The organism is Azotobacter tropicalis (assembly GCF_059739045.1).
In genome coordinates this window covers 2,537,804-2,560,927 of record NZ_AP046059.1, presented here as the reverse complement: position 1 = coordinate 2,560,927, position 23,124 = coordinate 2,537,804, and the positions used below count along the sequence as shown (strand labels likewise).

The 23,124-nt window shown below is 68.5% G+C and carries 19 protein-coding genes; 10 read left to right on the top strand and 9 right to left on the bottom strand.

Translation table 11 applies throughout. The features are described 5' to 3' along the window. Nucleotides 1–11: 11 nt before the first annotated feature. Both proC and Atro_RS12115 read right to left on the bottom strand, forming a co-directional pair. The gene (proC, locus tag Atro_RS12120; RefSeq protein ID WP_497922587.1) at nt 12–830 is read right to left on the bottom strand and encodes a pyrroline-5-carboxylate reductase; all 819 of its coding nucleotides are present in this window, start codon (nt 828–830) and stop codon (nt 12–14) included. 17 nt (nt 831–847) lie between these two features. Continuing rightward, the gene (locus Atro_RS12115) at nt 848–1,540 is read right to left on the bottom strand and encodes a YggS family pyridoxal phosphate-dependent enzyme (protein WP_497922586.1); all 693 of its coding nucleotides are present in this window, start codon (nt 1,538–1,540) and stop codon (nt 848–850) included. 71 nt (nt 1,541–1,611) lie between these two features. Between Atro_RS12115 and Atro_RS12110 the strand changes: the two genes are divergently transcribed. The 3 genes from Atro_RS12110 (at nt 1,612) to Atro_RS12100 (ending at nt 4,322) form a co-directional block, all read left to right on the top strand. Next, the gene (locus Atro_RS12110; RefSeq protein WP_497922584.1) at nt 1,612–2,646 is read left to right on the top strand and encodes a type IV pilus twitching motility protein PilT; all 1,035 of its coding nucleotides are present in this window, start codon (nt 1,612–1,614) and stop codon (nt 2,644–2,646) included. A gap of 44 nt (nt 2,647–2,690) precedes the next feature. After that, nucleotides 2,691–3,836 (top strand): PilT/PilU family type 4a pilus ATPase, encoded by a 1,146-nt coding sequence (locus tag Atro_RS12105; RefSeq protein WP_497922582.1) that lies wholly within the window; start codon nt 2,691–2,693, stop codon nt 3,834–3,836. Nucleotides 3,837–3,920: 84 nt separating this feature from the next. Then, nucleotides 3,921–4,322, top strand: a complete 402-nt coding sequence (locus Atro_RS12100) for an NINE protein (RefSeq protein ID WP_497922581.1) — start codon at nt 3,921–3,923, stop codon at nt 4,320–4,322. Nucleotides 4,323–4,389: 67 nt separating this feature from the next. Here the strand turns inward: Atro_RS12100 and Atro_RS12095 are convergent, their stop codons facing one another. The 7 genes from Atro_RS12095 to gshB all read right to left on the bottom strand — a co-directional run bounded on the left by Atro_RS12095 (nt 4,390) and on the right by gshB (nt 10,270). Then, on the bottom strand, nt 4,390–5,661 hold the full coding sequence (locus tag Atro_RS12095; protein ID WP_497922580.1) for a dihydroorotase: 1,272 nt from the start codon (nt 5,659–5,661) through the stop codon (nt 4,390–4,392). After that, nucleotides 5,661–6,677 carry an aspartate carbamoyltransferase catalytic subunit gene (locus Atro_RS12090; protein ID WP_497922578.1) on the bottom strand — a complete coding sequence of 339 codons (1,017 nt, stop codon included), beginning with the start codon at nt 6,675–6,677 and terminating at the stop codon, nt 5,661–5,663. The genes Atro_RS12095 and Atro_RS12090 overlap by 1 nt, the downstream gene beginning before the upstream one ends. 12 nt (nt 6,678–6,689) lie before the next feature. Continuing rightward, complete coding sequence (pyrR, locus tag Atro_RS12085) at nt 6,690–7,199, bottom strand: bifunctional pyr operon transcriptional regulator/uracil phosphoribosyltransferase PyrR (protein ID WP_497922576.1); 510 nt, start codon at nt 7,197–7,199, stop codon at nt 6,690–6,692. 43 nt (nt 7,200–7,242) lie between these two features. Then, the gene (ruvX, locus tag Atro_RS12080) at nt 7,243–7,671 is read right to left on the bottom strand and encodes a Holliday junction resolvase RuvX (RefSeq protein WP_497922575.1); all 429 of its coding nucleotides are present in this window, start codon (nt 7,669–7,671) and stop codon (nt 7,243–7,245) included. Then, entirely contained in the window at nt 7,668–8,240 is a 573-nt protein-coding gene (locus Atro_RS12075) for a YqgE/AlgH family protein (protein ID WP_497922573.1), read from the bottom strand. The genes ruvX and Atro_RS12075 overlap by 4 nt, the downstream gene beginning before the upstream one ends. A gap of 87 nt (nt 8,241–8,327) precedes the next feature. Beyond that, nucleotides 8,328–9,221 (bottom strand): energy transducer TonB, encoded by an 894-nt coding sequence (locus Atro_RS12070; RefSeq protein ID WP_497922571.1) that lies wholly within the window; start codon nt 9,219–9,221, stop codon nt 8,328–8,330. Between the two features lie 92 nt (nt 9,222–9,313). Further along, the gene (gshB, locus tag Atro_RS12065; RefSeq protein ID WP_497922569.1) at nt 9,314–10,270 is read right to left on the bottom strand and encodes a glutathione synthase; all 957 of its coding nucleotides are present in this window, start codon (nt 10,268–10,270) and stop codon (nt 9,314–9,316) included. 230 nt (nt 10,271–10,500) lie between these two features. Here gshB and pilG point away from each other — a divergent pair, with 230 nt between their 5' ends. The 7 genes from pilG to Atro_RS12030 all read left to right on the top strand — a co-directional run bounded on the left by pilG (nt 10,501) and on the right by Atro_RS12030 (nt 23,121). Continuing rightward, entirely contained in the window at nt 10,501–10,908 is a 408-nt protein-coding gene (gene pilG / locus Atro_RS12060) for a twitching motility response regulator PilG (protein ID WP_039808301.1), read from the top strand. A gap of 45 nt (nt 10,909–10,953) precedes the next feature. Beyond that, nucleotides 10,954–11,319, top strand: a complete 366-nt coding sequence (pilH, locus tag Atro_RS12055) for a twitching motility response regulator PilH (protein ID WP_497922567.1) — start codon at nt 10,954–10,956, stop codon at nt 11,317–11,319. A gap of 44 nt (nt 11,320–11,363) precedes the next feature. Continuing rightward, nucleotides 11,364–11,906, top strand: coding sequence for a chemotaxis protein CheW (locus Atro_RS12050; RefSeq protein WP_497922565.1), 543 nt, complete (start codon nt 11,364–11,366; stop codon nt 11,904–11,906). A gap of 181 nt (nt 11,907–12,087) precedes the next feature. Further along, on the top strand, nt 12,088–14,136 hold the full coding sequence (locus Atro_RS12045) for a methyl-accepting chemotaxis protein (protein WP_497922564.1): 2,049 nt from the start codon (nt 12,088–12,090) through the stop codon (nt 14,134–14,136). Nucleotides 14,137–14,215: 79 nt separating this feature from the next. Continuing rightward, on the top strand, nt 14,216–15,085 hold the full coding sequence (locus tag Atro_RS12040) for a CheR family methyltransferase (RefSeq protein ID WP_497927673.1): 870 nt from the start codon (nt 14,216–14,218) through the stop codon (nt 15,083–15,085). Nucleotides 15,086–15,106: 21 nt separating this feature from the next. Beyond that, entirely contained in the window at nt 15,107–22,114 is a 7,008-nt protein-coding gene (locus tag Atro_RS12035) for an Hpt domain-containing protein (RefSeq protein ID WP_497922562.1), read from the top strand. Then, a complete protein-coding gene (locus Atro_RS12030; RefSeq protein ID WP_497922560.1) occupies nt 22,111–23,121 on the top strand; it encodes a chemotaxis protein CheB in 1,011 nt (336 codons plus the stop codon). Before Atro_RS12035 ends, Atro_RS12030 begins: the two co-directional genes overlap by 4 nt. The last annotated feature ends 3 nt before the right edge of the window (nt 23,122–23,124 follow it).

Below are 23,124 nucleotides of genomic sequence, written 5' to 3'. Positions count from 1 at the left end.
TGGATGGCTCCTTATCGTCCCAGCTGTTCGGCCAATTCGGCGGAGCGTCGGGCGGCGGCGTCCAGCGCCTGCTGCACCAGGGCTTCGAAACCGCCGGCCTGGAAGGTGTTGATCGCCGCTTCGGTGGTGCCGTTCGGCGAGGTCACCCGGCGGCGCAGTTCGGCGGCGTCGACGCCGCTCTCGGTGGCCATGCGCGCAGCGCCCAGGGCGGTCTGCAGGGTCAGCTGCACGGCAGTGTCGCGCGGCAGGCCGAGCCGTTCGCCGGCGCTGGTCATGGCCTCCATGAGCAGGAAGAAATAGGCCGGGCCGCTGCCGGATACCGCGGTGACGGCATCGATCAGGCGCTCCTCGTCGAGCCACAGGGCCAGGCCGACCGCACCGAGCAACTGTTCGGCCTGCTGGCGTTGGGCCGCCGACACCCGGACATTGGCGAACAGGCCGCTGACGCCTTGGCGCAGCAGCGCCGGAGTGTTCGGCATGCAGCGCACCACGGGACGCTCGCCCAGCCAGGCTTCGAGGCTGGCGCAGGTGATGCCGGCGGCGATGGAGACGATCAGCTGTTCCGGGCGCAGGTGGGCGGCGAGCGCCTGGCAGACCGTCTTCATCACCTGCGGCTTGACCGCCAGCACCACCACGTCGGCGCCGGCCGCGGCCTCGGCGTTGTCGGCGAACAGCTCGATGCCGTGCTCGGCGGCGATGCGCGCGCGCTGCTCGGCGCCCGGGTCGCTGGCGCGGATCGCGGCGGCCGGCACGCCCTGGGCGCGCAGCCCGCCGATCAGGCTGGCGGCCATGTTGCCGGCGCCGATGAAGGCGATGCGGGTGTCACTCATGGGGGACTTTCCTTTATCTAGCGGGGAGGCTGCCCGTAGTCGCGGGCGCCGAACAGGGCGGTGCCGATGCGCACCCAGGTGGCGCCTTCGGCGATGGCGGCCTCCAGGTCGTGGCTCATGCCCATGGAAAGGGTGTCGAGATCGAGGTTGAGGTCGTCCTTCAGCTCGCGCAGGCGGGCGAAGGCCGCGTGCTGGGCGGCGGGGTCGTCGGTCGGCTCGGGAATCGCCATCAGGCCGCGCAGGCGCAGGTTGGGCAGCTCCGCCACGGCGCCGGCGAGTGCCGCCAGCTCCTCGGGGGCGCAGCCGGACTTGCTCGCCTCGCCGCTGACGTTGACCTGCAGGCAGAGGTTCAGGGGCGGCAGCTGCGCCGGCCGCTGTTCGGACAGGCGCTGGGCGATCTTCAGGCGGTCCACCGAGTGGACCCAGGCGAAGTGCTCGGCGATGGCGCGGGTCTTGTTGGACTGGATCGGGCCGATGAAATGCCAGGCCAGGTCCAGGTCGGCCAGCTCAGCCTGCTTGGCCAGGGCCTCCTGCAGGTAGTTCTCGCCGAAGTCGCGCTGGCCGCAGGCGAAGGCCTCGCGCAGGGCGCTCGCCGGCTTGGTCTTGCTCACGGCCAGCAGCTGCACGTCCCGCGGATCGCGCCCGGAAGCTTGCGCCGCCTCACGGATACGCGCGCGAACCTTTGCAACACTCTCTGGGATCGTGGACATTTGTGCCGTTTCCTGCCCGGGCCGCCGGTTGTCGCGGCATTCTACCCGCTTGTTTGTGATTGGGGATCCCCATGGACATTACCGAGCTGCTCGCCTTCAGCGCCAAGCAGGGCGCGTCGGACCTGCACCTCTCCGCCGGTCTGCCGCCGATGATCCGCGTCGACGGCGACGTGCGCCGCATCAACCTGCCGCCGATGGATCACAAGCAGGTGCACGCGCTGATCTACGACATCATGAACGACAAGCAGCGCAAGGATTACGAGGAGTTTCTCGAAACCGACTTTTCCTTCGAGGTCCCCGGCGTGGCGCGCTTCCGGGTCAACGCCTTCAACCAGAACCGCGGTGCCGGTGCGGTGTTCCGGACCATTCCGTCGCGCGTGCTGAGCATGGACGACCTGGGGATGGGCGAGGTGTTCAAGAAGATCACCGAGGTGCCGCGCGGCCTGGTGCTGGTCACCGGCCCCACCGGCTCGGGCAAGTCGACCACCCTGGCGGCCATGCTCGACTACCTGAACACCAACAAGCACCACCATATCCTCACCATCGAGGACCCGATCGAATTCGTCCACGAATCGAAGAAGTGCCTGATCAACCAGCGCGAGGTGCACCGCGACACCCTGGGCTTCGCCGAGGCGCTGCGCTCGGCGCTGCGCGAGGACCCGGACGTCATCCTGGTAGGCGAGATGCGCGACCTGGAAACCATCCGCCTGGCGCTGACCGCCGCGGAAACCGGCCACCTGGTATTCGGCACCCTGCACACCACCTCGGCGGCCAAGACCATCGACCGGGTGGTCGACGTGTTCCCCGCGGAGGAGAAGTCGATGGTCCGCTCGATGCTTTCCGAGTCGCTGCAGGCGGTGATCTCCCAGACCCTGCTGAAGAAGGTTGGCGGCGGCCGGGTGGCGGCCCACGAGATCATGATCGGCACCCCGGCGATCCGCAACCTGATCCGCGAGGACAAGGTGGCGCAGATGTACTCGGCGATCCAGACCGGCGGCTCGATCGGCATGCAGACCCTGGACATGTGCCTGAAGAGCCTGTTGTCCAGGGGCACCATCACCCGCGAGAGCGCCCGCGAGAAGGCGAAGATTCCCGACAACTTCTAGACCAGGCGCCGTCTCTTGCCGAGGCGCGACAGGCGATCACGACCATGGAATTCGAAAAACTGCTGCGCCTGATGATGGAAAAGGGCGCTTCCGATCTGTTCATCACCGCGGGCATGCCGCCGTCGATGAAGCTCAACGGGCGCCTGGTGCCGGTGACCCGCAATCCGCTGTCGCCGGAACAGGCGCGGGAAACCGTGTTCGCGGTGATGAACGAGCAGCAGCGCCGCGAGTTCGCCGCCAGCCACGAGTGCAACTTCGCCATCAGCGCCCGCGGCATCGGTCGCTTCCGGGTCAGCGCCTTCTACCAGCGCAACCTGGCGGGCATGGTGCTGCGGCGCATCGAGACGCGCATCCCGACCTTCGACGAGCTCAAGCTGCCCGACGTGCTGCGCGAACTGTCGATGACCAAGCGCGGCCTGGTGCTGTTCGTCGGCGCCACCGGCACCGGCAAGTCCACCTCGCTGGCGGCGATGATCGGCTACCGCAACCAGAACAGCAGCGGCCACATCATCTCCATCGAGGACCCGATCGAGTTCATCCACCAGCATCAGGGTTGTATCGTCACCCAACGCGAGGTGGGCATCGACACCGACTCCTTCGAGGTGGCGCTGAAGAACACCCTGCGCCAGGCGCCGGACGTGATCATGGTCGGCGAGATCCGTACCCGCGAGACCATGGACTACGCGGTGGCCTTCGCCGAGACCGGCCACCTGTGCCTGGCCACCCTGCATGCCAACAACGCCAACCAGGCCCTCGATCGGATCATCAACTTCTTCCCCGCCGACCGTCATCATCAGGTGTGGATGGACCTGTCGCTGAACCTGCGTGCCGTCGTCGCCCAGCAGCTGATCCCGACCCCGGACGGCAAGGGGCGCCGGGCGGTGATCGAGGTGCTGATCAACACCCCGCTGATCGCCGACCTGATCCGCAAGGGCGAGGTCCACGAGCTCAAGGCGGTGATGAAGCGCTCCACCGAACAGGGCATGCAGACCTTCGACCAAGCGCTGTATCAGCTCTACAGCCAGGGCGAGATCACCTACGAGGAAGCTCTGCGCCATGCCGACTCGGCCAACGACCTGCGCCTGATGATCAAGCTGGAGTCGGAGACCGACAGCCGGCACCTGGAGAGCGTGGCCGAAGGGCTCAGCCTGCAGGCCAGCGAGGACGAGCCCGGTCGGCGCATGCGCTGAAGAGCGGCGGCCGACGGAAGGGGCAGAGCCCTTGTCGTCGCGACCGCTTTCGCCCATCCTGAGCTTCTTTTCGGGAGACTCGTCATGCAGGTTCAGGACACCCACAGCAAGCTCGTCGGCTACCTGCTGTGGATCTTCGGCTTTCTCGGCGCGCACCGCTTCTACTACGGCCGTCCGGTGAGCGGGACGATCTGGTTCTTCACCCTCGGCCTGCTCGGTATCGGCTGGCTGATCGACCTGTTTCTGATCCCGTCGATGGACCGCGAGGCCGACCTGCGCTTCCGTGCCGGCTTCACCGATTACAACGTCGCCTGGCTGCTGCTGACCTTCCTCGGCGTTTTCGGCGTGCACCGCATGTACCTGGGCAAGTGGTTCACCGGCCTTGTCTACCTGCTGACCGGCGGCTTGTTCCTGATCGGTGTGCTCTACGACTTCTGGACGCTGAACGAGCAGGTTTCCCTGCGCAACGCCCAGCGGAGCTATTGATTTCCGGAGCGACGAGGCCCGCCGGTTGGCGGCCCTCGTCGTCGTGCGGACACGGTACAGGCAGTCATCAGGCCTGGTAGCTGATCCGCCCGTCGAGCAGGGTGTAGCGCACCGCGCCGGGCAGGACATGGCCGATGAAGGGGCAGTTGCGCCCCTTGGACAGCCAGCGCTCGCCAGCCAGGGTGGCCGCCTCGGGATCGAACAACACCAGATCGGCCGGGGCGCCGGTGGCCAGGCGGCCCGCCGGCAGGCGCAGGGCCTGGGCCGGGCCGCTGGTGAGGCGGGCGAGCAGGGTCGGCAGGTCGAGCACGCCCTCCTGGACCAGGCTCAGGGCCAGCGGCAGCAGCAGCTCGACGCTGCTGATGCCGGGCTCGGTGGCGCCGAACGGAGCCAGCTTGGCATCCGGCTCGTGGGGCTGGTGGTGACTGGCGATCGCCTGGATGGTGCCGTTCCTGACCGCCTCGCGCAGACCGTCACGGTCGGCACGCGAGCGCAGCGGTGGCTGCACGTGGTAAAGGCTGGAGAAGTCGGCCAGCGCCTCATCGGTGAGAATCAGCTGGTACAGCGCTACGTCGGCGGTCACCGGCAGGCCGCGGGCCTGGGCTTCGGCGATCATCTGCGCGCCGCGGGCGCTGGAGAGCTGGGTGAAGTGGGCGCGCACGCCGGCCTGCTCGACCAGCAGCAGGTCGCGGGCCAAGGCCACGGTCTCCGCCGTCTCGGGAATACCCGGCAGGCCCAGGAAGTTGGCCATCGGTCCTTCGTGGGCCAGGCCACCCTCGGCGAGGGCCGCGTCTTGGGAATGGAACACCAGGGTCAGGTCGAAGGTGGCGGCGTATTCCAGGGCGCGCCGCAGGTTGCGGTGACTGGCGAAGCTGGCCAGGCCGTTGCCGAAGGCGACACAGCCGGTGTCGCGCAGGGCGACCAGTTCGGCCAGCTGCTCGCCGGCCAGTTCCCGGGTCAGCGCGCCGATCGGGAAGACCTTGGTGTGGCCGGCCTCGCGAGTGCGGTCAAGGATCAGCTCGGCCACCGCCGGGGTGTCCAGCACCGGCTTGGTCAGTGGCGGGCAGCACAGGCTGGTGACACCGCCGGCGGCGGCGGCGCGGGTTTCGCTGGCGATGCTGCCCTTGCGGCTGTAGCCGGGCTCGCGCAGGGCGGCCGACAGGTCGACCAGGCCGGGCGCGGCGACCAGGCCGTGGGCGTCGAGGGTCTGCTCGGCCTCGAAGCCGGCGGGCGCCTGGCCGACGGCGGCGATCCGGCCGTCGGCCAGGTAGAGGTCGGCGACCTGGTCCAGGCCGCTGGCCGGGTCGATGACGCGGGCGCCGAGGATACGGGTACGCATCAGATCTGCTCCTCGGAGGTGGATTCGGAAGTGAGCTGGCGCTGAGCGGTCTGTCCGCTCATGGCCATGGACAGCACCGCCATGCGCACGGCGATGCCGTAGGTGACCTGGTTGAGGATCACCGACTGGGCGCCGTCGGCCACTGCCGACTCGATCTCCACGCCGCGGTTGATCGGCCCCGGGTGCATGACGATGGCGTCCGGTCTGGCCAGCGCCAGGCGCGCGGTGGAGAGGCCGTAAAGGCGGTAGAACTCGCCCTGGCTGGGCAGCAGGCCACCCTGCATGCGCTCGCGCTGCAGGCGCAGCATGATCACCACGTCGACGTCCCTGAGGCCTTCGGCCAGGTCGTGGAAGATCCGTACGCCGTACTGTTCGAGGCCCGTCGGCAGCAGGGTCTTCGGGCCGATCACGCGGATGTCCGGGCAGCCGAGGGTGCGCAGGGCGAGCATGTCGGAGCGCGCCACCCGCGAATGCAGGATATCGCCGACGATGGCCACCGAGAGATTCTCGAAACCGCCCTTGTGGCGGCGGATGGTCAGCATGTCGAGCATGCCCTGGGTCGGGTGGGCATGCCGGCCATCGCCGCCGTTGATCACCGCCACGTCGGGACAGACGTGTTCGGCGATGAAGTGCGCGGCGCCGGAGTCGGCATGGCGGACGACGAACATGTCGGCGGCCATCGCCTCGAGGTTGCGCAGGGTGTCGAACAGGGTCTCGCCCTTGCTGGTCGAGGAGGTCGACACGTTGAGCGTGATCACGTCGGCGGACAGGCGCTGAGCGGCCATCTCGAAGGTGGTGCGGGTGCGCGTGGAGTTCTCGAAGAACACGTTGCAAACGGTCTTGCCGCGCAGCAGCGGGACCTTCTTCACGGCGCGGGCACCGACCTCGAGGAAGGAGTCGGCGGTGTCGAGGATCTCGGTCAGCAGCTCGCGGGACAGGCCATCGAGCGAGAGGAAATGGCGCAGCTGGCCCTGATCGTTGAGCTGCAGCGGGCGCTTGGCGTCGTTCGGCGTCATCGCGGGGAACTCTTAAAGGGAGGCAAGAACCTGGCGCTCGAGGGCGAGCGGTGCGGGGCCGAGCAATTTTACCCGTTCGTCGGGGGCGAGCGACAGGGTCTGGCCGACCACGTCCGGACGGATCGGCAGCTCGCGGGCGTCGAGATCGAGCAGGCAGACCAGGGTCACGCTCGCCGGGCGCCCGTAGTCGAACAGCTCGTTGAGGGCGGCGCGCACGGTGCGGCCGGTCATCAGCACGTCGTCGACCAGGACCAGGTGCTGCCCTTCGATCTCGAAGGGCAGCGCGGAGGGGCGTACCTGCGGATGCAGGCCGCTCTGCGTGAAGTCGTCGCGGTAGAAGGACACATCGAGTACGCCCAGCGGCTCCGCGCGGCCGAGGGCCGACAGCAGCGCCTGGGCGACCCAGACGCCGCCGGTGTGGATGCCGACGAAGCGTGGCGCGTCGATGCGGTGGGTCTGCAGGTGGCAGGTAAGCTCGGCAGCCATCCGGGGCAGCAGCGTGGCGGGGTCGGGCAGGGTCATGGACGGTCTCCTTGGGCGCGCCGCGGCTCGCAGCGCTGCGATTTCAGTCGGCCGGGCGTTCCGCCAGCCAGCCTTCCAGCAACAGGGCGGCCGCCAGGGCGTCCACCGGGCGCTGGCGATAGCCGTCGCGCTGGCCTTGGGCCAAGCGGTGTCCCTTGGCCTCGAAGGTGGTCAGGCGCTCGTCGTGGGTGTGTACCGGCAGGTTGAAGCGGCCGTGCAGGCGTCGTGCGAAGCGCTCCGCGCGCGCGCTCATCTCGCTCGGCGTGCCGTCCATGTTCAGCGGCAGGCCGACGACCAGGGCGTCCGGCTGCCATTCCTTGAGCAGCTTTTCGAGCTGGCTCCAGTCGGGCACGCCATCCTGCGCCTTGAGCACGCAGAGTTCGCGGGCCTGGCCGGTGACCGCCTGGCCGACGGCGATGCCGATCTGCCGGGTACCGTAGTCGAAGCCGAGCACAAGGCGCAGCCCGCTCATGCGTGGCCGGCCTGGGAGGTCAGCAGGGCGAGGTTGATGCCCAGGCGGGCGGCGGCGGCCGGCAGGCGCTGTTCCGCCGGGGTGTCGAAGAGGATGGCGGGATCGGCCGGACAGGTCAGCCAGGTGTTCTGCAGCAGTTCGTCTTCCAGTTGACCGGCATCCCAGCCGGCGTAGCCGAGGGCGATCAGGCTGCGCGCCGGGCCGCTGCCGTCGGCGATGGCCAGCAGCGTGTCCTGGGAGGTGGACAGCGCCAGTCCGTCCAGGGCCAGGGTGGCCTGGAAGCTGTAGCCGGGTTCGTGCAGGACGAAGCCGCGGTCGGTCTGCACCGGGCCGCCGGTGTAGATCGGCAGGCCGCGGCGCGCTTCGATCGGCGGACTGTCCGGACGCAACTGGTCGAGCACCTGGCCGAGGTCAAGCTCGCTCGGGCGGTTGACCACCAGGCCCATGGCGCCCTGCTCGTTGTGCTCGACCAGATAGACGAGCGCCTGGGCGAAGTTGGGATCGGCCATGTGCGGCATGGCGATCAGGAAATGGTTCTTCAGGTACTGGGGGGCTGTGTTCGTCTTCATCGGCCTAGTGTCGAACTTCGGAGCGCAGGCTTCAAGAGTGGCACAGGGTGGCGTGGCGAGCCGGCGTGCCCATGCCGGCGTCGGCCGTCAGTTGCTCGACAGCCGATCGCCACGCTCGAAGCGCCAGGTGCGGATGATTTCCAGCCGGTCGATATCGGCCAGATCGCCGGTGAACGGCGCATAGGGCGCGGCGAGGCGGACGATGCGCAGCGCTGCCTGGTCCAGAACGGGTTCGCCGGAGGACTCCAGGACCAGCACTTCGTAAAGGGTGCCGTCGCGGTTGATCGACACCAGCAGGCGCAGGCTGCCGTAGAGCTGCTGGCGGCGGGCATCCTCCGGATAATTGAGGTTGCCGATCCGTTCGACCTTGCGCCGCCATTCGTCCTTGTACCAGGCGCCCTTGTCGCGCATGGTCGAGGCTGCGTTGAGGCGGTGGATCCGCGGGCGCTTGGCGTAGCGCTGGACTTCGTCGGCCAGCTCGGCCTCCAGGCTGGCGATCTCGCTGGACAGCTGGGCGCTGTCGAAGGTCGGCGTCGTCGGTGCGGGCGGCGCCGGCTTGGCCGGCTCGTGCTTGGTCGGGGCCTTTTCCGGCTGCGGCTTGCGTGTCGTCACCGTCGCCTTCGGCTCCTGTTTGGGCGCGGCGGGCGGCGCGGCGGGCGGCGGGGTGACCTGATTGATCTCGGTGTCCTGGAAGGGGGCGGTTTCGCTGGTCTTGGGCTTGGCCTGGTGCTCCAGGGTGCCGCTGCCCTGCTGGTTGTCCTGGGCGAGGAAGTCCGCCTCTTTGGGCTTTTCCTCGCTCTTGAAGGTGGACAGGGTGATTTCCAGGGTCTTGCTGACCTCGGCGGGCTTCGGCAGCTCGAAGCCGAGGCCGAGGATCAGGGCCAGGTGCAGCAGCGCGGCGAGGACCAGGGTCAGGCCCAGGCGATCCGCGGGACGGACGCCGTGGCGGGCGGGTACGGGCGGAGGGGAGGCGGCGGTCATGGCTCTTCGGCTTGCTACGGATTGCCGCGCAGTCTGCCGAGGGGGCGGCGAAAAGTCTATGAACCAGGCGGCAGCTTCGTCGCCCCGACGGCTCAGCTCCTGGCCGCCAGCCTTTGCTCGATCACGTCCATCAGGCGCTCACCGATGCGCGTGCCATAGGCGTTGTCGATCTCGCGGATACAGGTCGGGCTGGTGACGTTGATTTCGGTCAGATGCTCGCCAATCACGTCGAGTCCGACGAACAGCAGGCCGCGCCGGCGCAACTCGGGACCCACGTGGGCGGCGATTTCGCGGTCGCGCTCGGTCAGCGGCTGGGCCATGCCGCGGCCTCCGGCGGCAAGGTTGCCGCGGGTCTCGCCGGGGGCCGGAATGCGCGCCAGGCAGTAGGGAGCGGGCTCGCCATCGATCATCAGAATGCGCTTGTCGCCGTCCTTGATCGCCGGCAGGTAACGCTGCGCCATGATTTGCCGGGTACCGTGCTCGGTCAGCACTTCCAGCATCACCGACAGGTTGGGGTCGCCCTGGCGATGGCGGAACACCGAAGCCCCGCCCATCTCGTCCAGAGGTTTGAGAATGACATCACCGTGCTCGGCGGCGAACTCGCGCAGAATGTCGGCGCGACGGCTCACCAGGGTCGGCGGAGTGAACTGCGGGAACTGGGTGGCGAAGAACTTCTCGTTGCAGTCGCGCAGGCTCTGCGGGCGGTTGACCACCAGGCAGCCGGCCTTTTCGGCGAGTTCGAGCAGGTAGGTGGCGTACACGTATTCGCTGTTGAAGGGCGGATCCTTGCGCATCAGGATCACGTCCAGATCGGCCAGCGGCGCGTCGTTCTCCTCCTGCAGCTCGAACCAGTGCGCCGGATCGTCGAACACCTTGAGGGGGCGCATCCGCGCGCGGGCCTCGCTGCCGCGCTGGTAGAGATCCTGCGGCTCCATGTAGTGCAGCGACCAGCCGCGCGCCTGTGCGCTCTGCAGCATGGCCAGCGAGCTGTCCTTCTTGAAGGCGATCTGCGCGATGGGGTCCATGACGATCCCGAGGCGAATGCTCATGGGGTGTCCTCCGGGGAAAGGCGGCCGGGATTCCGGCCGGGATGCAAAAAAGAGGGCCCAGATTGGCGTCGGGCCGGCGCTCGGTCAAGAAAACCTTGAGCGAGTGCACGTTTGGATGCGGAGCGAGTGTGCTAAAACGTCCCGGCGATGGGGTGGTCCTTCGCCGGCAAGTCCCAGATGGCCTGGGAGAACGCATGGTCAACGGCTCGGCGGAGCCTGGTAAGGCGAATATGGAACAGCATTCCGACGGTTTGAAGGTCATGGTGATCGACGATTCCAAGACGATTCGTCGCACTGCGGAAACCCTGCTGAAGAAAGTGGGGTGCGAGGTCATCACCGCCGTGGACGGCTTCGATGCCCTGGCCAAGATCGCCGATGGCCATCCGCGGATCATCTTCGTCGATATCATGATGCCGCGCCTGGACGGCTATCAGACCTGTGCCTTGATCAAGAACAACAGCGCATTCAAGTCCACGCCGGTGATCATGCTGTCCTCCAAGGACGGCCTGTTCGACAAGGCCAAGGGACGCATTGTCGGCTCCGACCAATATTTGACCAAGCCCTTCAGCAAAGAAGAGCTGCTGGGCGCGATCAGGGCCCACGTGCCCGATTTCGTCCCGGTAGAGCAAGCATCCTGAGTGCCGGCCGCAGGCCGCGCCGCCTTATTCCGTATGAGGAAATCCATGGCTCGAATTCTGATTGTCGATGACTCGCCGACCGAGATGTACAAGCTGGCCGCCATGCTCGAGAAACACGGGCACAGCGTGCTCAAAGCGGAAAACGGTGCCGACGGTGTGGCCCTGGCCCGCCAGGAAAAGCCGGACGCCGTGCTGATGGATATCGTCATGCCGGGCCTGAACGGCTTCCAGGCGACCCGCCAACTGACCAAGGACGACGAGACCAGCCATATTCCGGTGATCATCGTCACCACCAAGGACCAGGAGACCGATCGGGTCTGGGGCAAGCGTCAGGGCGCCCGCGACTACCTGACCAAGCCGGTGGAGGAGAGCACCCTGCTGAAAACCCTGAACGCGGTGCTGGTCGGCTGATGCCTGCCCGCCGCTCCTGCCCCGCACATTAAGGCACAGCCCGGATGTCGCCTGCTGACACGCCCTTCCAACTTCTGCTCGAAATCGACCAGCGCTGCCGTGCACTGGCGTCCGTGCTGCCTGCCCAGCAGGAGACGACCCAGACTTGGAGCGGCATCGGTTTCCGCATGGGCGAGCGGCTGTTCGTCGCCTCCATGGGCGAGGTCGGCGAGGTGCTGCACGAGCCGCGTTACACCCCGCTGCCCGGGGTGAAGAGCTGGGTGCGAGGCGTGGCCAACGTGCGCGGGCGCCTGCTGCCGATCATGGATCTGTGCGAGTTCTTCGGCCGCGAGGCAGCGACCCTGCGCAAGCAGCGGCGGGTGCTGGTGGTGGATTGCCAGGAGGTGTTCGCCGGACTGATCGTCGACGAAGTCTATGGTCTGCAGCACTTTCCGGTGGAAACCTTCGCCGAGCGGCTGCCGCCGCTGGAGGCGACGATCCAGCCGTTCATTCTCGGCGTGTTCCAGTGCGAGCAGCCCTGGCTGGTGTTCAGCCCGCATACGCTGGCGCGCGATGCCGGCTTTCTCGACGTGGCGTCGCGGCACTGAGCCGGACGCCCGTCTGTTTCCGAACAAACCGGGACCATGCTGGACGGACCCGGGCAGCAAGGTGCGCAACCTTGCTTTCATGGCGCGCCGAGTGGGCGCCACTTAATGTCGGGTCGGTTACTGGCCGGCTCATCGACGGTACAGGGGACTGTCGTTCTGCAGGGTAAGACAGGGGTGGAGCATGCAAAAACACAATACGGACTCTCTATGGATGAGCCTGCGCAGCAGCGCCTGGCTGGCCGGATTCTTCGTGATCCTGATCGTTTCCATCATTTTGCTGTTCGCCATCTTCACCTACCTCAACACCCAGGCGGTCCACGACCAGCAATACATCGCCCACGCCGGCGAGCTGCGCGTCCTGTCCCAGCGCATCGCGACCAACGCCGGTGAGGCGGCGGCGGGCAACGGCCCGGCCTTCGCCCTGCTCAAGGAGTCCAGCATGGACTTCGAGAAGCGCTGGGACATCCTGAAGAATGGCGACGAGGAAACCGGCCTGCCGCCGACCCCCTTCTCGGTGCAGGAGACGATGAATGCGGTACAGGCCGACTGGGACACCCTGAAGACCAGCAGTGCCACCATTCTCGCCAGCCAGAAGGCCATCCTGTCCTTGCATACGGTGGCGGCGACCCTGGCCGAAACCGTGCCGCAGCTGCAGGACGAGTATCAGAAGGTGGTCGAGAGCCTGGTGGCCGGCGGCGCCCCGGCCTCCCAGGTGGTCCTGGCCCAGCGCCAGGAGCTGCTGGCCGAACGGATTCTCGCCTCGGTGAAGATGGTGCTCGCCGGCGGCAAGGCCTCGATCGAGGCCGCCAACCGCTTCGGCGACGACACCGGCGAATTCGGGCGTGTGCTCAATGGCATGCGCTATGGCAACCCGGCCCAGGGCATCGTCAAGATCAGTGATCCCAAGGTGCTCGAGCGCCTGAGCGGGATCGCCGAACTGTTCCAGTTCGTCACCGGCTCGGTGGATGAAATCCTCGAGGCGTCTCCGGAGCTGCTCCAGGTGCGTGAATCGGTGGATGCCGTCTTCGCTACGTCGCAGACCCTGCTGGACAAGGCCAAGACCCTGGCCCTCAGCCTGGAAGGGCTGGCCGACGAGCGTGAGCTGACCTCCGTGGCCGGTTACGTGCTGGTCGTGCTGATGGTGGCGGCGATCGTCATGATCGCCCTGGTCATGGTGCAAGGTACCCGCCAGCGCCTGCTGGAGACCGCGGAGAAGAACGAGCGCAACCAGGCCGCGATCCTGCGCCTGCTCGACGAGATCGCCGATCTCGCCGACGGCGACCTGACCGTGGCGGCGACCGTGACCGAGGACTTCACCGGCGCCATCGCCGATTCCATCAACTACTCTATCGACCAGCTGCGCGACCTGGTCGCGACCATCAACCAGACCGCCCAGCAGGTGTCCAGCTCCGCTCAGGAGGCCCAGGCGACCGCGATGCACCTGGCCGAGGCCTCCGAGCACCAGGCGCAGGAAATCGCCGGCGCCTCGGCGGCGGTCAACGAGATGGCGGTGTCCATCGACCAGGTATCGGCGAACGCCGCAGAGTCCTCGGCGGTGGCGGAACGCTCCGTGGCCATCGCCAACAAGGGCAACGAGGTGGTGCACAACACCATCACCGGCATGGACAACATCCGCGAGCAGATCCAGGACACCTCCAAACGGATCAAGCGCCTCGGCGAATCGTCGCAGGAGATCGGCGACATCGTCAGCCTGATCAACGACATCGCCGACCAGACCAACATCCTCGCCCTGAATGCCGCGATCCAGGCGGCCATGGCCGGCGATGCGGGCCGCGGCTTCGCCGTGGTGGCCGACGAGGTGCAGCGCCTCGCCGAACGCTCCTCGGCGGCGACCAAGCAGATCGGCGCGCTGGTGAAGACCATCCAGACCGATACCAACGAGGCGGTGATCTCCATGGAGCAGACCACCACCGAAGTGGTGCGCGGCGCCCGCCTGGCGCAAGACGCCGGGGTCGCCCTGGAAGAGATCGAGAAAGTATCCAAGACCCTCGCCGCGCTGATCCAGAACATTTCCAACGCGGCACGCCAGCAGGCCTCCTCGGCCGGCCACATCTCCAACACCATGTTCGTGATCCAGGAGATCACCTCGCAGACCTCCGCTGGCACCAGCGCCACCGCCATGGGCATCGGCAACCTGGCCAAGCTGGCCAGCGAGATGCGCAAGTCGGTATCCGGCTTCACCCTGCCGGAAGCCGCGGACACGCTCTAAGCCACCAGACCGGCTCCGAACCGATGAAGAGGCGGTGGCCCGCGTGGGCCGCCGGGTGCGCATGAACGAAATTCGGGCTATACAGCCAAGAAGCGCCTGGGCGATGCAGACCTCGGCCGAGATGTCCGCGGCCGAGTTCCGCGACTGGCAGCGCCTGCTCGAGCAGCGCTGCGGCCTGGTGCTCGACGAGCAGCGCCGGCGTTTCCTGCAGATCGGTCTGAGCGCACGCATGGGCGAGCTGGGCCTGTGCGACTATGCCAGCTACTACCGGAGGGTCATCGACGGGCCGCGCGGCGCGGTGGAGTGGCTGCAGCTGCTGGACCGCCTGACCGTCCAGGAAACCTGCTTCTTCCGTCATGCGCCGTCGTTCGCGCTGCTCGAGCGTTACCTGCGTGCCCGCCTGGCCGAGGACGGCGTAGCGCGCCCCTGGGCCTTCTGGAGCGTCGGCTGCTCCACGGGCGAGGAGCCCTATTCGCTGGCCATTACCGCCATGGAGGTACTCGGCGGCGAGGTTGTGGCTCCGGCCGAGCGTTTCGGCGTCACGGCCACCGACATCAGCCGCAGCGCCCTGGAAAGGCTGGGCCGCGGGCTGTATCCGGCGGCCAAGCTGGAGCGCCTGGCGGCGGAGCTGCGCGAGCGTTACTTCATCGCCCACCCGGACGGGCGCTACAGGATTCAGCCGGGGCTGGCGTCGCGCGTATGCGGCACCCGGCTCAACGTGCTGGACCTGGCCAAGGCGCCGATGTCCGGCATGGACGTCATTTTCTGCCAGAACCTGCTGATCTACTTTCGTCGCTGGCGTCGCCGCGAGATCCTCAACCGGCTGGCCGAGCGCCTGGCACCGGGCGGTCTCCTGGTGGTGGGAGTGGGCGAGGTGGTCGGTTGGCAGCATCCGGACTTGGTGCCGGTGGCCGACCCTCTGGTACTGGCCTTCACCCGCAGGGGGTAGTTCACGTTGACTGGAGTCGCTATGGGTGATCGGCACGATTATGTCGCCTTGGAATGGGTCAAGGGCGAGATCGCGGAGACCCTGAAACAGGCCCGACATGCCTTGGAGGCCTTCGTCGAGAGCCCGCAGGATCTGTCGCGGATACGCTTCTGCCTGGCCTATATCCATCAGGTGCAGGGCACCCTGCAGATGGTCGAGTTCTATGGCGCGGCGCTGCTCGCCGAGGAAATGGAGCAGCTCGCCCAGGCCATGCTGGACGACCGCACGAGCGACCGCGGCGAGGCGCTGGAAGTGCTGATGCAGGCGATCCTGCAGCTGCCGGTCTACCTGGAGCGGATCCAGACGGCGCGCCGCGACCTGCCGCTGGTGGTGCTGCCGCTGCTCAACGACCTGCGTGCCGCCCGTGGCGAGGGCCTGCTCTCGGAAACCAGCCTGTTCGCGCCGGACCTGCGCTGCCCGGCGCCGCTCTCGGAGGCGGCGCTGGCCGCGCTGCGCACCCCGGAGACCGCGGTCCTGCTGCGCAAGCTGCGACAGATGCTGCAACTGGCACTGGTCGGGGTCATCCGCGGCCAGGACGTGGCTACCAATCTGGGCTACCTGGCGAAAGTCTTCGCCCGCCTGGAAAGCCTGTGCCGCCATGCGCCGCTCGGGCCTTTGTGGGAGATCGCCGCCGCGCTGGTCGAGGGGCTGAGCGACGGCAGCGTCGAACACAGCAGTGCGCTACGCGACCTGCTGCGCCAGGTCGAGAAGGAATTGAAGCGGCTGGTGGAACTGGGCGTCGACGGCATCAACCAGCCGGCGCCGGAAGAGCTGCTTCGAGGCCTGCTGTTCTATGCTGCCAAGGCACCGGCCGGCGGAGCGCGCTTGCAGGCATTGAGGGCGCGCTACCGGCTCGACGAGGCATTGCCTAACAGCAGCGTGGTCGACGAGGAGCGCGCGCGCCTGGCCGGCCCGGACCGCGACGCGATGCGTTCGGTGGTTGCCGCCCTCTGCGAGGAGCTGGTGCGCGTCAAGGACAGTCTCGACCTCTTCGTGCGCAGCGATCGTCGTCAGCTCGCCGAACTGGAGGCCCTGTTGCCGCCGCTCAAGCAGGTCGGCGATACCCTCGGGGTGCTCGGTTTCGGCCAGCCGCGCAAGATCGTCGTCGACCAACTCGAGAGCATCCGCAATCTGGCCCACGGCCAGCAGGAGCCGAGCGACGCCGTGCTGATGGATGTCGCCGGTGCGCTGCTGTACGTCGAGGCGACCCTCGCCGGCATGGTCGGCACGGCCGAGGAGCGCAGCCGCGAAGAGAACCTTCTGCCCACCACCGACGTGGCGCAGATCCACCAGATGGTGATCAAGGAGGCACGTACCGGGCTGGAGCAGGCCAAGGACGCGATCATCGAATTCATCGCCTCGCAGTGGAACCACGAGCACCTGCAGCGCGTGCCGGTACTGCTGACCCAGGTCCGCGGCGGTCTGTCGATGATCCCGCTGAGCCGCGCGAGCGCGCTGATCGACGGCTGCAACCGCTATATCCAGGAGCAGCTGCTGGTCGGCCGGGTGGTGCCCGACTGGCAAAGCCTGGACACCCTGGCCGATGCCATCACCGGCATCGAATATTACCTCGAGCGCCTGAGCGAGGATCACGGCAGCGCCGGCGAGCGGCTGCTCGATGTGGCCGAGGAAAGCCTGGCCAGTCTCGGCTATCCGCTGGTGGCAAAACCCTCGATTCTCGATCGCGACAGCGCGCCGCCCGTGCACGCCGTCGTTGCGGCTACGGCGCCAACCGTGGCGGTGGCCCTTCCCGAGCCGGAACCCGAAGACGAGCCGGCCGCTGCCCAGGCCGATCTCCCGGTTTCGGCGGCGGCCGAGGCGGAAATGCCGGGGCCGCTCGCTACGCTCGCCGCCGAGGGTACGCCGGCCGATGCGCCCGATGCGCCGCCCGTGACGCTGGCCGAGGTCCTGGCCGCCCCCGTGCAGGCGATCAATCCGCCGGCCGGCGAGGTGCCGCCGAGCCTGCTGCCGCCACCGGCGGACGAGGCCTTGGTGGACGAGGACCTGCTGGAGGTGTTCATCGAGGAGGCCGGCGAGGTGCTGGAAACCCTCGGCGAATACTTCCCGCAATGGCGTGCCGACACCGCCGACAAGGAGGCGCTGATCGAAGTCCGCCGCGCCTTCCACACCCTCAAGGGCAGCGGGCGCATGGTCCGCGCGCTGATCATCGGCGAGCTCGCCTGGTCCATCGAGAACCTGCTCAACCGTGTGCTCGACCGCAGCATCCAGCCGGGTGCCGCGGTGCAGCAGGTGGTGGCCGAGGTGCTGGCGCTGATGCCGGTGCTGGTCGAGGAGTTCGCCGCCAAGGCGCAGCGCCAGCGCGACGATGTCGATCGCCTGGCAGCCACTGCCCATGCCCTGGCGCTCGGCGAGGAGCCGACCGTCCCCGCCGAGGCCGAGCCGGCCGGCGACGAGCTCGACGTGCAATTGCTGGAAATCTTCCGCAACGAGGCGGCGACTCACCTGCAGACTCTCGACCGCTTCCTCGACGCCTGCGACCGGGAGCTGCCGCAGGCCGTTACCGACGACCTGCAGCGCGCCCTGCACACCCTCAAGGGCAGTGCGCACATGGCCGGTCTCCTGCCGATCGCGGACATCGCCATGCCGCTGGAGCGGCTGGTCAAGGAATACAAGACCAACCTGATCCTCATCGACCTGGCCGAGGTCGAGCTGCTGCAGCGCGCCGCCCGGCTGCTGCAACGCGGCCTGGCGCAGTTGGACAGCCAGCCGCTGGCCCCCATCGAGGGCAGCGAGGCGTTCCTCGCCGAAGTCAGGCGGCTGCATCAGGAGCGTCTCGAGGCAGCCAAGGAGAGCTGGCAGGACGATCACGGCACCACGCGCGATCCGCAGCAGATCGGGCGTTTCCTCGTCGAGGACATGGATACCCTGCTGGATGCCGAGGACCTGCTGCGCCACTGGCGGACCCAGCCGGACCAGCTACCGGCCCTCGGCGCGCTGCTCGGCGAGCTGGAGACCCTGGGCGCCGGCGCACGGCAGGCCGAGCTGCCGCAGATCGACGCGCTCTGCCAGGCCCTGCTGGCCCTGTACGGTGCCGTCCGGACCGGGTGCCTGAGCCTCGACGAGCATTTCTTCGACGAGGCTGAGGCCGCCCACGAGGCCTTGATCGGCATGCTCGACCAGGTTGCCGCCGCCCTGGAGGTGAGTCCGCAGCCCGAGCGCGTGGCCGCCCTGCAGGCCTTGCTGGAGACGCCGGCAGAGCCGCAGTCGCCGGTGCCGGAGGAAGACGCGGTGGCGCGTCTCGAGCCGACCGGGGCCGAGGCGCAGATCGCCGAGCCGCTGCCCGCGCAGCCCGAGCCGGCCATCGCCGAAGCATGCGAGTCTCTGCTGGTCGAGACGCCGCAGCCGGCGGTCGCCATGCCGGAAAACGAGTTCTCCAGCCCGGCGTTGCAAGCATGGGAGCTCGTCGAGCTGGATCTCGTCGAACCGCAAATTGCCGAGCCGACATCCGTGCCGGACGAGCCGGCTGCCGCGGAGTCGCCGGAGAGCCTGCCGACCGAGGCATCGGAGAACGAGTCCGCCATCCCGGCGCTGCAGACGCTGGATCTTATCGAACCGCAAATCGCCGAGCCGGCGTCCGTGCCGAGCGAACCGGCCGCCGCTAAGCCGCCGGAGAGCCAGCCGGTCGAGGCTCCGGACCTGGCGGCTGTCGTGCCGGAGAGCGCGGCTGCCGTCCCGGTGCTGCAAGCGCCGGATCTCGCCGCAGCGAAGCTGCTCGCGCAGGAGCCGACCGAGCCGACCGAGCCGGCAAGCAGCGAGCCTGCGCCGTTGCGGTCCGAGCCGCTGGCCGCGGAGCCGTCCGTCCTGACCTTGGCGGATGCCGAACCGATCCCGATGCCGTTCGAGCCGGCGGCTGCAATGGCCGGGGAGGTCCTGGCGGGCGCCGGCGAGGTCGACGACGAACTGGCCGCGCTGTTCCTCGAGGAGGCACTCGATCTGCTGGAAAGCTCTGCCCAGACGCTGCAGCGCTGGCTTCGCCAGCCGCAGGACAGCCTGGCACTGACCGCCCTGCTGCGCGATCTGCACACCCTCAAGGGCGGCGCACGGATGGCCGGCGTCGCACCGATCGCCGATCTCGCCCATGAGCTGGAGTACCTCTACGAAGACCTGCTGGCGCATGCCCGCCCGGATCTGGCCGGCCTCGGCGCGCTGCTCGAACGCAGTCACGACCGGCTGGCGCTGCTCGTCGAGCGGCTGCAGGCCCGGTTACCGCTGGGCGATCCGCAGGATCTGGTGCAGGCCCTGCAGGGCTGGCGCCGGCAGGCCGCGGCAGTCAGCCCCGAAGCTCGGGGTGTCGTTGCCGGGGTGCTGGAGCCGGTCGCCCTCGAGGCGTCCGGCGAGGAGCCGTCGTTTGCCGAATCCCTCGACGCGGCGTTCGACCTGCCGCCGCTCGACTTCTCCGCAGGGCAGGACGCGCCGCACGAGGCTGCCGTGGCGCCAGCGCCCCTGCAACCGGTTCAGGCTTTCCTCGCTCCGGAGTGCGACCCCGAACTGGTGGAAATCTTCCTCGAGGAGGCCTCCGACATCCTCGAAAGCGCCGGCGTCGCCCTGCAGCGCTGGCTGGAGGATGCCGCCGACCGCCCCGCTCTGGAGGCCTTGCAGCGCGACCTGCACACCCTCAAGGGGGGCGCGCGGATGGCCGAGATCCGCCAGATCGGCGATCTCGCCCACGAGTTGGAGTTCCTTTACGAAGGGCTCGGCAATGGCCGTCTGACGGCCGGGCCGGCGCTCTCCGGTCTGTTGCAGGCCTGCCACGACAGGCTCGCCGGGATGCTCGAGGCGGTACGCGAGCGGCGTCCGCTGCAGGACGGCGAGGCGCTGATCGCGGCGATCCGCAACTGGTGCGCCGGTATTCCGGCGCCGGAGGCTGCCGCTGAGGCCATCGCCGAGCCGGCGTCCGAAGCCGTCGAGACGGAGCGTCCGGACCTGCTCGGCGAGGCGGAGCCCGCCAGCGTCGAGCTACCCATGGCGGCGGCCGCGGCGCTTCCGGAGCCGGCCGAAGGGCTGCTGCTCGCCGCCAGCGAAGCCCCGGCCGGTGCCGCGGCAGGCAAGGTCCTGCCGTTCGTACAACGGGCCGCCGAGGCCGCGCGGGAGGCCGCCGCCCAGCGCGCCCCGCAGGAGATGGTCCGGGTTCCGGCGGATCTGCTCGAGAGCCTGGTCAACCTGGCCGGGGAAACCTCGATCTTCCGCGGCCGGGTCGAGCAGCAGGTGAGCGACATCGGCTTCACCCTGGCCGAGATGGAGTCGACCATCGAGCGGGTGCGCGATCAGTTGCGCCGGCTCGACACCGAGACCCAGGCGCAGATCCTCAGCCGCTACCAGGCCGAGGCCGAGCGGGCCGGCTACGAGGACTTCGACCCGCTGGAGATGGACCGCCACTCGCAGTTGCAGCAGTTGTCGCGCGCGCTGTTCGAGTCGGCGTCCGACCTGCTCGACCTCAAGGAAACCCTGACGGCGCGCAGCCGCGACGCGGAAACCCTGCTGCTGCAGCAGGCACGGGTCAACACCGAGCTGCAGGAAGGCCTGATGCGCACCCGCATGGTGCCTTTCGACCGTATGCTGCCGCGTCTGCGCCGGGTGGCCCGGCAGGTCGCCGGCGAGCTGGACAAGCAGGTCGAATTCCACGTCGGCAACGCCGAGGGCGAGATGGACCGCAGCGTGCTGGAGCGCCTCGTCGCGCCGTTGGAGCACATGCTGCGCAACGCCATCGACCACGGCATCGAGCCGGCCGAAGCACGCCGTGCCGCCGGCAAACCGGAGCAGGGCAGCATCCGCCTGGACCTGCTGCGCGAAGGCGGCGACATCCTGCTCACCCTCGCCGACGACGGCGGCGGCATCCGCCTCGAGGCGGTGCGCCGCAAGGCCGTCGAGCGTGGCCTGATGAAGCCCGACGCACAGCTGTCCGATCACGAGGTGCTGCAGTTCATCCTCGAGGCGGGCTTTTCCACGGCGGACCGGGTCACGCAGATTTCCGGACGCGGCGTCGGCATGGACGTGGTGCATTCCGAGGTCAAGCAGCTCGGCGGCTCGATGAGCATCGAGTCGACTCCCGGTGCCGGAACCCGCTTCCTGATCCGCCTGCCGTTCACCGTGTCGGTCAACCGCGCGCTGATGGTGCTCGCCGGCGAAGACCTCTATGCGGTGCCGCTGAACACCATCGAGGGCATCGTGCGGGTGCCGCCCCGCGAGCTGGAGGTGCTCTATGCGCGCCGTGCCGGCGGACAGGCGGAGCAGGCGAGTCTGGAGTACGCCGGCAAGCGCTACGAGCTGCGCTATCTCGGCGAGCTGCTGGACAACGGCCAGCAGCCCAAGCTCGCCGGCCAGCACATGCCGTTGCCGGTGATTTTGCTGCGCTCCAGCGAGCAGGCAGTGGCGGTACAGGTGGACGGCCTGGCCGGCTCCCGCGAGATCGTGGTGAAGAGCCTCGGCCCGCAGTTCGCCGTGGTGCCGGGGATCTCCGGCGCGACCATCCTCGGCGACGGCCGGGTGGTGGTGATTCTCGACCTGCTGGCGACCCTGCGCGAGCGTCTGGCCGGGCTGCAGTCGAGCGCGCCGGTCCACGCTCTGGCGCCTGCCGAGGCCGAGAAGGAGCGGCCGCTGCTGGTGATGGTGGTGGACGACTCGGTCACCGTGCGCAAGGTCACCGGCCGTCTGCTGGAGCGCCACGGCATGGACTGCATGACCGCCAAGGACGGTGCCGATGCCCTGGCCCAGCTGCAGGAGCGGCGTCCGGACGTCATGCTGCTGGATATCGAAATGCCACGCATGGATGGTTTCGAAGTGGCCGCGCGGGTGCGCCACGACGAGCGTCTCAAGGACCTGCCGATCATCATGATCACCTCGCGTACCGGCGACAAGCACCGCGAGCGGGCGCTCGCCCTGGGCGTCGACGAGTACCTCGGCAAGCCCTATCAGGAGGCGCTGCTGTTGGAAACCATTCGCCGCCTGGGCCGGGAGCCCGAAGCACGATGAGCGCGCGCATCGCGGTGATCGCCGATACCTCGCTGCAGCGTCACGTGCTGCAGCAGGCACTGGTCGGCAACGGCTACGAGGTGGTGCTCAACAGCGACCCGACGCGCCTGGACGAGGAGAGTCTGGCTTCCTGCGCGGCGGATCTCTGGCTGGTCGATCTGGCCCAGTTGGAGGATACGCCGCTGCTCGACGAACTGCTCGAGAACAGTCAGGTGCCGGTGCTGTTCGGCCAGGGACAGGCGCCGGAGCGCCATTCGGAACATTATCCGCGCTGGGAGCGGCGACTGATCGGCAAGCTCAAGCGTCTGGTGCGCGATCCGGCCGCGGCGGTCGGACCGACCCTCGCAGCGCTGCTCGATGAGGGCCAGCGCCCGAGCCGGCTGCCGTTACCGGCGTCGCTGCGCGAAAGTCCGCTGATGGTCGGCCAGCCGCCCCAGCAGGTCTGGCTGCTGGCCGCCTCGCTGGGCGGCCCGGAGGCGGTCAAGGCGTTTCTCGATGCGCTGCCCGGTGGCCTGCCGGTGGCCTTCCTCTATGCCCAGCACATCGATGCCTCCTTCGAAGCGGCCTTGCCCAAGGCCGTCGGCCGGCACAGCCAGTGGCAGGTCGTTGCCGCCCGCCACGGCGAGCGGCTGAACTGCGGCGAGGTGGTGGTGGCGCCGATCCGTAACGAGCTGGGCTTCGCCGAGGATGGCGCGCTGCTGATCGCCGAGCGCCCGTGGCCCGAACCCTACAGCCCGTCGATCGACCAGATGATGATCAACCTGGCCCGTCGGTTCGGTACGCGCTGCGGAGTGATCGCCTTCAGCGGCATGGGCAGCGACGGCACCGCGGCGGCCGCCTACGTGCGTCGCCAGGGCGCCGAGATCTGGACCCAGCGGGCCAACAGCTGCGCCTGTTCGAGCATGCCGGACAGCCTGCGCGAAGGCGGCTACAGCCAGCTCAGCGGCACGCCGCGGGAGCTCGCCGAGGCCTTGGTGCAGCGACTGGCCGAGGAGTGCGCCGAATGAGGA